Here is a 16382-nt window from a genome sequence, read left to right on the forward strand (position 1 = left end):
AGATAAGGCATATCTTCGCCTATTAAATCATTTTTTAGTCATTCATCATCTAATTGAGCAAAAGCCTCATCTAAAATTTCTTTTAATTGTTTAGCCGAAGCAGTCATGCGATCTTGTTCGCTGTCACTTAAAGGAATTTCAATTACTTTTTGGATACCTTGACGGTTAATGACGGCAGGCGCACCAATATAAATATCATTTAATTCATATTCACCATTCATAAATACGGATAATGGAAGAACCGCGTTTTCATCATCAAGAATTGCTCGAGTAATACGTGCTAATGCTACTGCGATACCATAGAAAGTAGCACCTTTTTTTTCGATGATGGTGTAGGCAGCATCTCGCACTCCGAAGAACAAGTTTACCATTGCTTCTTCATCAACATCTGGATTATTTTTAACCCATTCATAAATTTGCAATCCAGCAACATTTGCATGGGACCAAACAGGAAACTCTGAATCACCATGTTCACCTAAAATGTAAGCATGAACATTACGTGCGTCCACATTCACTAATTCAGCAAGTGCTTGACGGAAACGAGCGGAATCAAGTGAAGTTCCTGAACCAATCACTCGTTCTTTAGGAAATCCCGAGAATTTCCAAGTTGAATAAGTTAAAATATCTACGGGGTTAGCAGCGACTAAGAAGATTCCATTAAAGCCTGATTCAACAATTTGTGTTACAACATCCCGATTAATTTTTAAATTTTTGTTTACTAAATCTAAACGTGTTTCGCCTGGTTTTTGTGGTGCACCAGCAGTAATAACTACTAAGTCAGCATCGTGGGCATCTGCATAAGTCGCAGAATAGATTTTTTTAGGTGAAGTGAATGCCAAAGCGTGTGATAAATCAATCGCATCTCCTTCTGTTTTTGCTGTGTTAATATCTACGATACCTACTTCTTGAGCAATATTTTGAGTGACCAAAGCAAACGCATAGCTAGAACCTACGGCGCCATCTCCAACAAGAATTACTTTTTGATGATCTTTTTTTTCTGCAGATGCAGTCATTATAAACCCAATCCTTCCATTAATTTGTTTTTTTCCCACGTTTATGCTAACATTTATCAAGCTTACTGTCACGCTATTTGACTATAAAATATAACAGATAATAAAGGTGTATTATATGTAAAAGCTTACATGTGCGTTATTTCACTATTTTTATATAAAATAAATTTATTAGATTTTGAAGATAATTTTCATTCGTTTATCATTTAATATAAATGCTCTTCTAGTTGAAACATGTCTAGATGTGTTATACTATATTAGAAAATAAAAAAGTAAATTGAATCAGAAACTGGATTGCTTTATTGCGCTCCAGCCTTTTGTGCTGCTTAAGTTAGGTGGAATGGATAATGAAAATGATTGTAGGGCTTGGAAACCCCGGAACAAAATACGCATCAACAAAACACAATATCGGCTTTATGGTCGTTAATCACATAGCAAAAAAACATCAAGTAGTATTTAAAAAAAACTCGTTTGAAGCCGAAGTTGCAGAGTTTTTTTACGAAGGAGAGAAAATTTTATTAGTAAAGCCGCAAACTTTTATGAATGAATCGGGACGTGCTGTGGTTCCATTAATGACTTATTTTGGTATTTACCCAGAAGAATTAATTGTAGTTTATGATGATTTGGATCTTGCCATAGGTAAAGTTCGCTTACGTCAAAAAGGAAGTGCTGGTGGACACAATGGAATCAAAAGTATTATTTCTCACTTAAATACAAATGTGTTTAATCGCTTAAAAGTGGGAATTGGTAGACCGGAAGGCAAACAAACAGTAGTCCAACATGTTTTAAGCCCATTTAGTAAAGAGGTGCAGCCGTTAATTGAAATCAGTGTAGAATACTCTGTGGATGCTTTAGACTTTATACTTGAAGGTCATTCATTTATAGAGGCAATGAATAAATTTAATTAGAAGAAGGAGGGAAAAAGTTGGATATCATTCAACTAATTGGCAAAGATTCACAAGTGAAAGAATGGATCAATCATCTAGAAGAAAAAATGCCTAGGCAACTGATTACTGGATTAGCCGGTTCAGCGAAAACACTTCTCTTTGCAAGAGCATTCAAAAAAACAAAGAAGAATTTAATTTTATTGATGCCTAATTTATATTATGCCAATCAATTAGCAGAAGATTTGCAACATGTTCTTTCCTCAGAATATATCCATTCTTTTCCAGTTGATGAGGTAATTTCTGCGGAAATGGCTGTTTCTTCGCCAGAAGCAAGAAGGGAACGTGTGACAACTTTAAACGCGTTACAACAAAAACAACCAGGAATTTATTTGTTGCCAGTAGCCGCTTTGCATAAACGTTTACCCAATCCTAAAGCATGGAAACAATCACAATTGACGTGGCGAATAGGAGATGAAATAGATGTTGCACAGCTCCCCCAGCTATTTGCTTTATTAGGATATGAACGAGTTGAAATGGTGGCAAAATCTGGTGAATATAGTATTCGAGGAAGCATCGTTGATATTTATCCAATCAATTTAGAGCATCCTATACGAATGGAATTATTTGATATAGAAATTGATTCGATGCGTTATTTTGAAGTAGCTACTCAACGCTCAATTAAAAAGATAGAAAAAGTTTCGATTGTTCCTACGAGTGAACAAGTTTATGGACAAAAAGATTTACTTTATGGGATTGAACAATTGGAAAACTTATTAGAAAAGAAATTAGCGACAATTTCTGAAGAAGCGGATCGTCAATTTTTACAAGATCATTTTGGTCAACTGATTTCTCAGTGGCAAGCCGGAAATCCAACGAGTGATGCAAAATTTTATGCGGATATACTTTATCAAGCAGAAACAACGATTCTCGATTACTTTCCTACAAATAGTTTATTCGTAGTTGATGATTATCAGCGAATTATGGAAACAAATCGTGAGATAGAAAAAGAAGCGGCGGAGTGGCAAACACAAAAAATCAGTGAGCTACGCATTTTCTCAGAACAGACATTTATCAGTGATGTGCATAAATTAATTCAAAAAGAAAAATTCATCACTACTTTTTTTGCTCTTTTCCAAAAAGGTATGGGAAACTTACGGTTTCAAGCGATTCATAATTTTCAATATCGTACGATGCAGCAATTTTTTGGGCAAATGCCGTTGTTGAAAACAGAAATGGATCGTTGGCGAAAACAAGGACAAACCGTAATGATTTTTGTTCCTACAAAAGAACGAATTAGAAAAGCAGAACAAATGCTTCGTGACGAAGATATATTAGTAGTAGAATCAGAAAAAAAACAATTGATTAGAGGACAAGTGCAATTGGTTGAAGGAGCACTTCAAAATGGATTTGAGCTTCCTCAAGAAAAAATAGTTGCAATTACTGAAAAAGAAATTTTTCAGAAAACGACTAAGAAACAATTCCGTCGAAAAACAGTAACAAATGCTGAACGATTAAAAAGTTATAATGAGTTGAAAGCTGGTGATTATGTTGTTCATGCCAATCATGGAATTGGAAAATACGTTGGCATGGAAACATTAGAAGTAGATGGCGTTCATCAAGACTATATGACGATTCTATATCAAAATGATGATAAATTATTTATTCCTGTTACTCAATTGAATTTAATTCAAAAATACGTGGCTTCTGAATCAAAAGCGCCGCGCATCAACAAATTAGGCAGCAGTGAATGGACAAAAACAAAGCGGAAAGTTTCCTCTAAAATTGAAGATATCGCAGATGACTTGATCAAATTATATGCGGCAAGAGAATCAGAAAAAGGGTATGCTTTTGGACCGGATGATGGATACCAAAAAGAATTTGAAAATGCTTTTCCCTATTCTGAAACAGATGATCAGCTAAGAAGTGCCGCAGAGATCAAACGAGATATGGAAAAAGAAAAACCAATGGATCGATTACTTGTGGGGGATGTCGGCTATGGCAAAACAGAAGTGGCGTTGCGAGCAGCATTCAAAGCTGTGAAGGAGAGCAAACAGGTTGCCTTTTTAGTTCCTACAACGATTCTTGCCCAACAACATTATGAAACGATGTTAGAACGTTTTGAAGGTTTTCCGGTAAATGTGGGGTTGTTGAGTCGTTTTCGAACGAAAAAACAACAAAAAGAAACCATTGAAAAACTCCGTACAGGACAAGTTGATATCGTGGTTGGGACGCATCGAATTCTTTCAAAAGACATTGAATTTAGCGATCTAGGTTTATTGATTGTTGATGAAGAGCAGCGTTTCGGGGTGAAACATAAAGAACGTTTAAAACAATTACGGGCACAAGTAGATGTGTTAACTTTGACTGCTACGCCAATTCCTCGAACACTTCACATGTCAATGTTAGGAGTGCGCGACCTTTCTGTTATTGAAACACCACCAGCAAATCGATATCCTATTCAAACTTATGTAATGGAGAAAAATCCCGGAGCAATTCGTGAAGCAATTCATCGAGAAATGGGAAGAGGAGGACAAGTATTTTATCTTTATAATCGTGTTGAAACTATTGAGCAAAAAGTAGAGGAAATCCAAGCACTTGTACCAGAAGCACGAATAGGCTACGCGCATGGACAAATGACAGAAGCGCAATTAGAAAATACATTATTCGACTTTATTGAAGGTCAATATGACGTATTGGTGACGACGACGATTATTGAAACAGGCGTCGATATTCCTAATGCGAATACGCTTTTTGTAGAAAATGCAGATTATATGGGGCTGTCCACTCTTTATCAATTACGAGGGCGTGTTGGCAGAAGTAATCGCATTGCTTATGCATATTTTATGTATGAACAGCAAAAGATTCTAAATGAAGTAAGTGAAAAGCGACTTCAAGCGATCAAAGATTTTACAGAGTTAGGCTCTGGCTTTAAGATTGCTATGCGTGATTTATCTATCCGTGGCGCCGGAAACCTTTTAGGTGCCCAACAACATGGTTTTATTGACGCAGTAGGTTTTGACATGTATTCACAAATGTTAAGCGACGCTGTTTTACGTAAACAAGGGAAAAACAAACAGGTTGAAAAAACAGCGGTGGAAATTGATCTTGGCGTCGATGCCTATTTACCAGAAGAATACGTTTCTGATCAAAGACAAAAAATTGAAATTTATAAACGCATCAGAGAACTTGACTCACAAGAAATGCTTGATGAATTAGAAGACGATCTTTTAGACCGCTTTGGGGAATATCCAGAAGAAGTAGGGCATCTTTTGACTATCGGACAAATTAAAATGGATGGGGATCGTTCATTAATTGAAATAATTCGCAAGCAGCAACAAACAATTGTTTTTATTTTAAGCAAAGCAGGAACAAAACGTTATACTGTTGAACAATTATTTGAAGCGTTGACGGCTACAAAATTAAAAGCTAGTTTAGGCGTGGAAAAAGAAAAAATGGTCATTCGTTTAACCGTTCCTCAAAAAATGGATGAACCTGTTTGGATGCAAGAAATTCAACGATTTGTTAAAGCTTTACGTGAACAAAAATACTTAACAACTTAGGAAGGAGCAACTACTTTGGATCACAAAGAAATGCGTCGAGTGATGCAAGGGGCATTCATATTGACAATTGCCTCTTTTGTAGCAAAAATCCTAAGTGCGTTATATCGAATTCCTCTACAAAACCTAGTTGGTGATGAAGGTTTTTATGTTTATCAACAAGTGTATCCAATTTATGGAATTGCAATGACTTTAGCATTATCTGGCCTGCCACAGTTTATTTCAAAATACGTAGCTGAAAAGAAGGATCCGAATAAACAAAAAGATGCGCTTCAAAATCTTTATCCCTTAGTTTTTTGGATGGGAGTCTTATTGTGGCTGTTCATTTTTTTATTTAGTCGATGGATCGCACTGGTAATGGGAGATCAACAGCTTAAACCATTGCTACAAATTGTTTCATTTACTTTCTTGCTTGTACCCGGACTAACATTTTATCGAGGAAATTTTCAAGGAAGATTCTTGATGGAACCTACAGCTGTTTCACAAGTAGTAGAACAATTTGTACGGGTTTCTATCATTGTTTTTAGTGCCTTTGCTTTTCGTTTATTTGGCTGGACGGTTTATCAAACTGGTACTGCAGCGATGAGCGGAGCGGTTATTGGTGGATTGTGCGCATATGGTGTGTTGAGTCATTACGAACAAAAAATTCATGGAGGTGCTTTAAGTTTTCGGCATTTTTCTGTTTTAAAACGACCACAGAGATTACTATTACGCCGGTTTCTTGTTGAAGGTGGTTTAGTGTCAATTTATAGCGGACTATTAATTTTCTTTCAGTTGATCGACTCATTTTTTGTCAAAAATGCGTTACAAATTTATGGGCTATCTGAACAAAATGCAAAGATTGCAAAAGGAATTTATGATCGTGGCCAGCCTTTGGTACAGCTAGGCTTAGTCATTGCGACTGCATTAAGCGCTACTTTTTTACCGGCATTGACTCGGTACTTGATAAATACCGTATCCAATCAATTTTTACAGACAGCAAAAATATATTTACGCTTGACGACTGCTTTAGCATTAGTTGCTTCGGTAGGCTTAGCAATGCTTTTGCCGTATATCAATTATACACTTTTCAAAGATTATGCAGGAAATACTACCTTGGTACTATTCGTTTTTTCTATTGCTTTAACAGCAGTTATTCAGTCTTATCAGAGCATTGCACAAAGTAAGAATCTTTTTCGTCCAGCTTTAAAAGGCGCTGGTTGGGGACTTTTAGCGAAAGCTTTAGCAACGCTTTTATTAACCAGTTATCTTGGCACTGTGGGTGCTAGTTTGTCTACGCTACTAGGCTTGGCGGTTATTCTATGGTATCTTATTCATACGGAAACAAACGACATCAACCATTTTTGGAAAGAACGTAGTTTTGGGAAAAAATTAATCCAATGTTTAGCTTGGATGGTTTTATCTTTGCTGCTTTATTACGGTGCACGAACTTTTCTTTTTGGACCGATTGTACATCGTTCGTCTGCATTTTTTGCAAGTTTGGTAGGGGTAGGAATCGGAGGGATTGTCTTTGTTAGCGCCGTTATTTGGACAAAGTTATTTACCGTTCGAGAATGGTTAATGCTACCGTTTGGAAAAAAGATGTTGCGATGGAGCAAAAAAATAATAAATAAAAAGTGAGGAATACCTATGCGATTAGATAAATTTCTTAAAATTTCTCGGATTATCAAGCGCCGTTCAGTAGCTAAAGAGGTAGCAGACAAAGGGAGAATTCAAATCAACGGGAAATTAGCGAAATCTTCTACTGACGTAAAAGTAGGAGATCAATTAAAAATCCAGTTTGGAAATAAAATAATGAAAGTAAAAGTAAATGAATTACATGAGTCAACGAAAAAAGAAGATGCATCAAAAATGTATGCAATTATTTCTGAAACACGTAAGCAAAACATTGACAAAATAGATTAGACAAGCCTCAAGGATATTGGTATAATGGAAACGACAATCAAAAAGATTGGAGCGAAGAAAAATGACAAAGAAAATCAATAAAATTGCTGCATTAGATACAGAATATGCGAAGAAAAAGTATGTTGAATTTCAACAGCAACAACGCCAATTAGTTTTTCGTAGACGAAGAGTGACAGCTATTTTTATAGGTGCTTTAGTCATTTTCTCAATCTTAGGCTTCCAAATTTTTCGAGATATGCAAAGAATGAATCAATTAAACGAATTGAAAGTTGAAGCAAACACGGAATTGAATCAAGTCAATGTTGATGTCGCTCAACTTAAAGAAGACGTCTCATTATTGAAAGATGATGATTATGTGACTAAACTTGCCAGAAGCAAATACTTTTATTCAAAAGAAGGCGAACAAATCTATCCAGTATTGGAATCAAATACAAAGGAGACAAACCAAGCAACTAGTTCAACAACTGCAAAATAAGCAGTATGATAAAAAGGGTTAATAACGTTAATAATTAGGAGGAACATTTTTTTTATGTCAATCGAGGTAGGAGCAAAACTGCAAGGAAAAGTATCAGGAATTACAAATTTTGGCGCATTTATTGATTTAGGAGCTGGGAAAACCGGACTAGTTCACATCAGTGAAGTATCAAATGGTTATATCAAAGATATCCATGATGTTTTAAGTGTCGGAGATGAAGTAACGGTTAAAGTTATTTCAGTCAACGAGGATGGTAAAATTGGATTATCAATCCGTCAAACACAAGAAAAAACAGCAGAAGTAACAGAATTAGATGATAGCAAGCGTCAAAAAAAATACCAACAAAGAGATACTCGAGGACGTTCAACACAGAAAAAATCTTTTTCTCGCAGTCAATCTTCTAATAACCATAAAGAAGACTTCGATTCATTAATGAGTTCGTTTTTAAAGGATAGTGATGATCGATTGACTTCCTTAAAGCGTAATACAGAAGGTAAACGAGGCGGACGTGGTGGACGCCGCAGTTAGTTTTAAAACTTAAGAGCAGGCAATTGTCGCAGACTTTTGTCCGCTTTTTTTTCTTGGCAATCTTTGATGAGTCTTTTTTGATGAACGTGAGAAGTGAAAAGGAAATGAGAAAATGAAAAGAAAAGAGCAATCAGCAGTAAAAATTCAACAAGAGTTTTTCACAAATGGTGAAAAGAAGGGCTATTTAGGCAAGAATACAAGAATATTGCTTGCCGTTTCTGGTGGGGTGGATTCAATGGTTCTTCTTGATTTGGTAAGAAAAGCGCAAAAAAAGCAACATTTTTTTTTAGCGGTGATCCACATCAATCATCAATTAAGGAAAGAATCAATTCAAGAATCGGCTTATTTGGAGGAATATTGTCAACTTCATAGACTTTCTTTACAGATAGAAATATGGGAAAAACCGGCAAAAAAAGCAATAGAAACGGCGGCACGAAAATTTCGTTATCAGATGTTTGCCAAACATATGAAAATGGGAAACTACGATTATTTGATGACGGCCCATCACGGGGATGATCAAATGGAAACTATTTTAATGAAATTGTTACGTGGAGGGCAGTTGGGTACATATGCTGGAATAAAAGAAATGCAACCTTTTTCAACAGGCCAATTAGTTCGTCCGCTGTTGAAATTCAGTAAAGCACAGTTGTATCAGTATGCTTCAGAACAAGCTTTGATTTATTTTGAAGACTATACGAACCAAAAACTGAACGTTCAAAGAAATCGGCTTCGACATTTAGTGCTCCCAACACTAAAGAAAGAGAATCCTCAAGCGATGGTTCACTTTCAGCAATTTTCTCAACAAGTTCAATGGGCGGATCAGTTAATCAAAAAATATATGAAAAAAATTCTTACAGAAAATCTTAAGAAAAAAACGGACACTTTTTGCTTTTCTTGGAAGATATTAGAGAAAATGCCACAAGAAGAGCGTTATTATTTTTTGTATGCGCTATTTGACTATGTGTTTACAAAAACCCAAATAGCTATTAAAGAGCAGCAAATTCTTTTGATTTTACAGCAAATGCAAGAACCAAAAGGTCAGTGGCAGATTACTCTTGGTCAAGATTGGTTGATGCAACGCGTCTATGACGATGTTTGTCTCGTCAAAAGAAGACGAGAGATAAAAAAAACAAAAGAATATTATCAATTAAAGCCAAACCAGCAAATTATTTTAAATGAAAATGAATGGATAGGATTATTTACACCAGAAGAAATTGAAAAAAGAGAACGAGATGATTGGTTCGAATTTTCTCACGATCTTTGGTTATTCCCCCAACAAGAATTATTCGTAAGAAAGAGACAAGCCGGAGACCGTATCCGATTAAATGAAAAACTAAATAAGAAAGTATCTCGGTACTTTATTGATAATAAAATATCTGACTCACAAAGAAAATGTTCTTGGGTTATTGTAGATGAAAATAAAATTATTTACAGTTTAATTCCATTTACTTATTCTCATTTGAGTATTAGTGTAGAAACTGATAAAATACACTACAGACTTCTTTATAAATATCGCAAAGAAGCAATTGGAAGGAGACTCTGATGTTAGCAAAGGATATTAAAAAAGTTTTGATAACAAAACAAGAAATAAAAATTCGATGTGAAGAACTAGGTAAAGAATTGACAGAAACTTATAAGGATAGTAATCCGCTCGTTGTTGGTGTGTTAAAAGGCGCTGTTCCTTTTATGGCAGACATCATACGTTCGATCGATGCGCACTTAGAAATTGATTTTATGGATGTTTCCAGTTACGGAAATGCAACTGTGTCATCAGGAGAAGTGAAAATTGTCAAAGATTTAGATACAAATGTCGAAGGGCGTGATTTACTGATCGTTGAAGATATTATTGACAGTGGGAGAACACTTGCTTATTTGGTTGATCTTTTTAAATATCGCAAAGCAAAATCAGTGAAAATTGTCACATTGCTTGACAAACCCGAAGGCAGAGTCGTAAATATTAAAGCAGATTATGTTGGATTTAACGTGCCAAATGAATTTGTAGTTGGTTATGGACTAGACTATGCCGAGGCTTATCGGAATTTACCATATATTGGTGTATTAAAACCAAGCGTTTATCAATCAAATTAATGCTGTATCTGCTGTAATTTGTGTTACAATAGAATGGTCGGGATTGATAAAAAAAATGTTAGATTAAAATAACGCATAGGGAGGGCAAACATGAACAAAAAGAACAATGGCGTGATGAAAAATGCCTTGTATTATGTCCTCGTAATCTTAGCGATGGTAATGGTCGTATATTTTATTTTTGGTAATAATGGCCAACGATCGTCAGATATCGAGTACACAAAATTTACAGAGCAATTGCAAGCAGGAAAGATTAAAGAGTTTGAAGTTCAACCTGCAAATGGTGTATATAAAATCTCTGGAGAATATAAAGAACAGCAAACGGTCGCAAATAGCGGTGGGCTTTCTATCTTAGGTTCAACAAATGCAAAAACGACACATTTTACCACCATTATTTTGCCAAATGATGCCACGCTCAGTCAAGTAACAGATTTGGCGAAAAAACATAATGTGGCTACGACAGTCAAAGAAGAATCAAGTAGTGGTGTATGGATATCCTTACTGCTAAGCTTCTTGCCAATTGTCATTATCATTTTCTTCTTTTACATGATGATGGGACAACAAGGTGGTGGAGGCGGCGGAGGCGGCCGTGTCATGAACTTTGGAAAATCAAAAGCTAAGGAAGCAGATAAAAAAGCAAATCGTGTACGGTTTTCAGACGTAGCCGGTGCCGAAGAAGAAAAACAAGAACTTGTTGAAGTAGTTGAATTTTTAAGAGATCCAAGACGTTTTGTTGAATTGGGGGCACGCATTCCAGCGGGAGTTCTTTTAGAAGGACCTCCGGGAACAGGGAAAACACTGCTTGCAAAAGCGGTAGCGGGAGAAGCGGGCGTACCGTTTTACTCGATTTCAGGTTCTGATTTTGTGGAAATGTTTGTTGGTGTTGGAGCAAGCCGTGTACGCGACTTGTTTGAAACAGCAAAGAAAAATGCCCCAGCAATTATTTTTATTGATGAAATTGATGCTGTAGGTCGTCAACGTGGTGCTGGCATGGGTGGCGGACACGATGAACGTGAGCAAACATTGAATCAATTGCTGGTTGAAATGGACGGGTTTGATGGAAACGAAGGAGTTATCGTTATTGCTGCAACCAACCGTTCTGATGTATTAGACCCAGCACTTTTACGCCCAGGACGTTTTGACCGACAAATTTTAGTAGGTCGTCCAGATGTAAAAGGACGTGAGGCAATTTTGCGTGTTCATGCTAAAAACAAACCGTTGGCAGATGATGTTGATTTGAAAGTCGTTGCACAACAAACACCCGGTTTTGCTGGTGCGGATTTAGAAAATGTCTTGAATGAAGCAGCTTTAGTGGCTGCTCGTCGTAATAAAAAGAAAATTGATGCTTCAGATATTGATGAGGCAGAAGATCGTGTGATTGCTGGTCCAGCTAAGAAAGACCGTGTGATCAGTAAAAAAGAACGTGAAATGGTGGCTTATCATGAAGCTGGACATACCATTGTTGGTTTAGTTTTAAGCCGTGCGCGTGTTGTTCATAAGGTAACGATCATTCCGCGAGGACGTGCTGGCGGATACATGATTGCTTTGCCAAAAGAAGATCAATTTTTAATGACTAAAGAAGATATGTTTGAACAAATTGTTGGATTGCTTGGTGGGCGTACGGCAGAAGAAATTATCTTTAATGTTCAATCTACTGGGGCTTCTAATGATTTTGAACAAGCAACAGCGTTAGCTAGAAGTATGGTAACTGAATATGGGATGAGTGATCGTTTAGGTCCTGTTCAATATGAAGGAAATCATCAAGTATTTGTTGGGCGTGACTATGGTCAAACTAAAGCTTATTCTGAACAAATAGCCTTTGAAATTGATCAAGAAGTCCGCAGGATTTTGATGGAAGCTCATCAAAAAGCGCATGATATCATTGAAGCGCATCGTGAGCAACATGAACTGATTGCTGAAAAACTATTAGAATTTGAAACATTGGATGCAAAAGCAATTAAATCTTTATTTGAAAAAGGTGTAATGCCAGAAGGCGCAGATTCTGCTAATTATCCAAGTGAAAAAGAAGCACAGACTTTTGAAGAAGCAAAACGTGCTTTAGAAGAAAAAGACGCTGAAAAACAAGCAGAAGAAAAGAAAGATTTTGAACATGAGAAAAAAGAATTAAATGAAGAAAAACATGATTAACTTCTTCAACAGATGATTCACAAGAGTAACGAAGATAAGCGATAAGCTAAGAGCTATGACTTTGGTCGTAGCTCTTTTTTGGAGAAAAATCCTAGAAAACAACAAATAAATACAAAGATAGCTTTCATAAGTTGAAAATTATCTGGGTAACTAGTATGATTCACTATGAATTTAAAAATGGGAAAAGAGGTACATAAATGAAAGATTATTTAATTAAAGCTCTTGCCTATGATGGCTATGTGCGTGCATATGCAGTTCAGGCGACTGATACTGTTGCACAAGCACAAGAAAGACATAATACGTGGCATACATCATCTGCTGCGTTAGGACGTACATTAATAGGCGGACTTTTATTAGGTGCAACTCTAAAAGGGGAAGATAAATTGACGATTCGCATACAAGGAAACGGTCCAGCAAAGGGAATTGTTGTAGATGCTAACGCCAAAGGAGAGGTTAAAGGATATATCCAAAATCCACATTTGAGTCTTTCTTTAAATGAAGCAGGGAAAATTGATGTACGTGGTGTTGTGGGAACACAAGGGATGTTTAGCGTGACTAAAGACTTAGGATTAAAAGAGCCATTTTCTGGACAGACACCCATTGTTTCCGGAGAAATTGCCGAAGATTTTACTTATTATCTAGCTGTTTCTGAACAAATTCCTTCTGCCGTTGGGTTAAGTGTTCTGATCAATCCAGATGATCGTATTAAAACAGCAGGTGGATTCATGATCCAAATTATGCCGGGAGCAGATGAAGAAACAATAAACAATATCGAAAAACAATTAAACACTACCCCACGGGTATCTACATTATTAGACGAAGGATTAACACCGGAAGAAATATTAAAAGGGCTGTTAGGAACAAAAGATTTGAATATTTTAGAGAAAATATCTGTTCAGTTCAAATGTGATTGTTCAAAAGAAAAATTTGGAGAGGCGATTGTTGCATTAGGGGCAGAAGAAATCCAATCGATGATTGAGGAAGACCATGGAGCAGAAGCTGTATGTTCGTTTTGCAATAATAAATATGAATATAGTGAAGAAGACTTGATTACGTTGAAAAAAGCAACATTAGGAGGAAACTAATTGGAACATACATGGAAAATCGGCTATGTTGAGATACCTAATCGAATAGTTGTTGCCCCAATGGCAGGAATTACTAATTCGGCTTTTCGTGTAACTGTCAAAGAATTTGGAGCAGGATTAGTAGTTTGTGAGATGATTAGTGATCAAGGTATTCACTTTAGAAATAAGAAAACATTAGAAATGTTGCATATTGAAGAAACCGAACATCCTTTGAGCTTACAAATTTTTGGTGGGAATAAAGATACTTTGGTTGAAGCGGCACGATTTGTTCAAGAAAATACAGCCGCAGATATTATTGATATCAATATGGGCTGTCCGGTTAATAAAATCATTAAAGCAGAAGCGGGAGCAAAATGGCTGTTAGATCCTGATAAAGTTTATGAGATGATTCATGCCGTTTCTTCGGCGGTAGATATACCCGTAACCGTAAAAATGCGAATCGGTTGGGATGAATATCATGTGTTTGCGGTACAAAATGCTTTAGCTGCTGAAGCAGCAGGTGCCAGCGCAATTGCGATGCATGGTCGTACTAGAATTCAAATGTATGAAGGACAAGCGAATTGGGAAATATTAAAAGAAGTGAAAAGACAGCTTAAAATCCCTTTTATGGGAAATGGTGACGTAAAAACGCCAGAAGATGCAAAAAGAATGTTGGAAGAAGTTCAAGCAGATGGTGTAATGATTGGGCGAGCGGCTTTAGGCAATCCTTGGATGATCCATCGCACACAGCATTACCTTGAAACAGGAGAATTGATTCCAGAACCTACACCAAGAGAAAAAATTGAAACAGCTAAACTTCATTTAAAACGTTTAGTTGATCTGAAAGGAGAAAAAATTGCTTGCCGCGAATTTCGGACACACGCTTCTTACTACTTAAAAGGAATCTCTCGTGCGGCAAAAGTAAAAGTTGCGATTAATCAAGCAGAAAAACAAATAGAAATCCATGAATTGCTTGAACAGTTTTTAGAAAAAACAGAAAAAATAGCATCGAACTAGTAAAGAAAATTTTTAAGTTTTTTGTGAATTTTCAAGTCGAGTTTTAAGTTCGGCTTGCTTTTTTCGTATTTCATTGGCATTATAGGAAAGAGAATAACATGAGAATGGAGGAAATTTTGTGACACAAGAACAACAACATCAAGTAGAAGATTTAAACGATCAAATGCTTGTTCGACGTCAAAAAATGGAACAATTAAGAGAAAATGGGATCGATCCTTTTGGTAAACGATTTGAACGTACGCATAATTCAAAAGAGTTACATGAACTCTTTGATCAAAGAACCAAGGAAGAATTAGCTGAGATGGGGTTAACAGCTAGTGTAGCAGGTCGTATGGTTACTCGCCGAGGAAAAGGAAAAGCTGGATTTGCTCATCTCCAAGATCGTGAAGGTCAAATCCAAATTTATGTACGTAAAGACCAAGTAGGAGATGAAGCCTATGATGTATTTAAACATGCTGATTTGGGTGATTTTTTTGGTGTGACTGGTGAAATTATGAAAACTGATACTGGAGAAGTATCAATCAAAGCATCAGAAATCACTATTTTATCCAAAGCGTTACGACCTTTACCGGATAAATATCATGGATTAACAAATATTGAACAGCGTTATCGTCAACGCTATCTTGATTTAATCAGTAATCGTGAAAGTTTTGATCGTTTTATGAAACGCAGTCAAATTATTAGTGAGATTCGTCGCTATTTGGACAGCAATGGTTACATTGAGGTAGAAACGCCTGTGTTACACAATGAAGCAGGTGGTGCTGCTGCTCGTCCATTTATTACACACCATAATGCGCTAGATATTGATTTATATTTACGAATTGCTTTGGAACTTCATTTAAAACGTCTAATTGTTGGCGGAATGGAAAAAGTATATGAAATTGGTCGTGTTTTTCGTAACGAAGGAATTGATACAACCCATAATCCAGAATTCACGATGTTAGAAGCTTATACAGCTTACACTGATTTTCAAGATGTGATGAACTTGACAGAAGGAATTATTCGTAACGCAGCTCAAAAAGTTCTTGAAACAGGAAAAATCATCTATGACGGACAGCCAGTTGATTTGGAAACCGACTTTAAACGAATTCACATGGTAGATGCGATAAAAGAACGAACTGGTATAGACTTTTGGAAAGAAATGACCCTAGAAGAAGCTTTAGCTATTGCTAAAGAACATAACGTAGAAGTGACGGGCTCAATGGGCGTGGGTCATGTCATTAATGAATTTTTTGAAACGTTTGTAGAAGAAACTTTAATACAGCCGACATTTGTTTATGGACATCCGGTAGAAGTATCTCCATTAGCGAAAAAGAACCCAGAAGATCCACGCTTTACGGATCGATTCGAATTATTTATTGTAGGTAGAGAATTTGCGAATGCTTTTACGGAGTTAAATGATCCGATTGACCAAAGAGAACGTTTTGAAGCACAGGAAAAAGAACGTGAATTAGGAAATGATGAAGCACACGGTGTAGATGAAGATTTCTTGGAGGCTTTAGAATATGGCATGCCGCCAACTGGAGGACTAGGTATTGGAATTGATCGTTTAGTGATGTTGCTGACTGACGCACAATCCATTCGTGATGTTTTACTTTTTCCGACAATGCGCTAAACTCAAGTAATTCGAATAAATAATAAATATAAGAGAAAAAGGGAAATCAGTATAAAAGTTTTCCCTTTTTTTATTATTGTCTTTAGACCTA

Annotated in this window: 13 protein-coding genes; 12 read left to right on the forward strand and 1 reads right to left on the reverse strand. The window is 36.4% G+C overall.

The window, feature by feature from the left end; genetic code table 11:
• Window positions 1-38 precede the first annotated feature (38 nt).
• Window positions 39-1013: an L-lactate dehydrogenase gene (locus RV14_RS01565; protein ID WP_071854592.1), complete on the reverse strand. Its 975-nt coding sequence runs from the start codon at window positions 1011-1013 to the stop codon at window positions 39-41.
• A gap of 344 nt (window positions 1014-1357) precedes the next feature.
• Here RV14_RS01565 and pth point away from each other — a divergent pair, with 344 nt between their 5' ends.
• The 12 genes from pth (at window position 1358) to lysS (ending at window position 16291) form a co-directional block, all read left to right on the forward strand.
• Window positions 1358-1918, forward strand: a complete 561-nt coding sequence (gene pth, locus RV14_RS01570; RefSeq protein WP_071854593.1) for an aminoacyl-tRNA hydrolase — start codon at window positions 1358-1360, stop codon at window positions 1916-1918.
• A gap of 17 nt (window positions 1919-1935) precedes the next feature.
• A complete protein-coding gene (gene mfd / locus RV14_RS01575) occupies window positions 1936-5457 on the forward strand; it encodes a transcription-repair coupling factor (protein WP_071854594.1) in 3522 nt (1173 codons plus the stop codon).
• Between the two features lie 15 nt (window positions 5458-5472).
• Complete coding sequence (locus RV14_RS01580; RefSeq protein ID WP_084650218.1) at window positions 5473-7074, forward strand: putative polysaccharide biosynthesis protein; 1602 nt, start codon at window positions 5473-5475, stop codon at window positions 7072-7074.
• Between the two features lie 9 nt (window positions 7075-7083).
• Entirely contained in the window at window positions 7084-7359 is a 276-nt protein-coding gene (locus RV14_RS01585; RefSeq protein WP_071854595.1) for an RNA-binding S4 domain-containing protein, read from the forward strand.
• A gap of 61 nt (window positions 7360-7420) precedes the next feature.
• Complete coding sequence (locus RV14_RS01590) at window positions 7421-7834, forward strand: FtsB family cell division protein (RefSeq protein WP_071854596.1); 414 nt, start codon at window positions 7421-7423, stop codon at window positions 7832-7834.
• A 54-nt stretch (window positions 7835-7888) separates the two neighbouring features.
• Complete coding sequence (locus RV14_RS01595; RefSeq protein ID WP_071854597.1) at window positions 7889-8362, forward strand: S1 domain-containing RNA-binding protein; 474 nt, start codon at window positions 7889-7891, stop codon at window positions 8360-8362.
• 112 nt (window positions 8363-8474) lie between these two features.
• The gene (gene tilS, locus RV14_RS01600) at window positions 8475-9905 is read left to right on the forward strand and encodes a tRNA lysidine(34) synthetase TilS (RefSeq protein WP_071854598.1); all 1431 of its coding nucleotides are present in this window, start codon (window positions 8475-8477) and stop codon (window positions 9903-9905) included.
• Window positions 9905-10450 carry a hypoxanthine phosphoribosyltransferase gene (gene hpt, locus RV14_RS01605; protein WP_071854599.1) on the forward strand — a complete coding sequence of 182 codons (546 nt, stop codon included), beginning with the start codon at window positions 9905-9907 and terminating at the stop codon, window positions 10448-10450. Before tilS ends, hpt begins: the two co-directional genes overlap by 1 nt.
• A gap of 90 nt (window positions 10451-10540) precedes the next feature.
• Window positions 10541-12595, forward strand: coding sequence for an ATP-dependent zinc metalloprotease FtsH (gene ftsH, locus RV14_RS01610; protein ID WP_071854600.1), 2055 nt, complete (start codon window positions 10541-10543; stop codon window positions 12593-12595).
• A gap of 197 nt (window positions 12596-12792) precedes the next feature.
• Window positions 12793-13680 carry an Hsp33 family molecular chaperone HslO gene (gene hslO, locus RV14_RS01615; RefSeq protein WP_071854601.1) on the forward strand — a complete coding sequence of 296 codons (888 nt, stop codon included), beginning with the start codon at window positions 12793-12795 and terminating at the stop codon, window positions 13678-13680.
• A complete protein-coding gene (gene dusB, locus RV14_RS01620) occupies window positions 13681-14676 on the forward strand; it encodes a tRNA dihydrouridine synthase DusB (RefSeq protein WP_071854602.1) in 996 nt (331 codons plus the stop codon).
• Between the two features lie 118 nt (window positions 14677-14794).
• Entirely contained in the window at window positions 14795-16291 is a 1497-nt protein-coding gene (lysS, locus tag RV14_RS01625; RefSeq protein ID WP_071854603.1) for a lysine--tRNA ligase, read from the forward strand.
• Window positions 16292-16382 lie beyond the last annotated feature (91 nt).

The organism is Enterococcus ratti (genome assembly GCF_001886195.1).
Lineage (GTDB): Bacteria > Bacillota > Bacilli > Lactobacillales > Enterococcaceae > Enterococcus_B > Enterococcus_B ratti.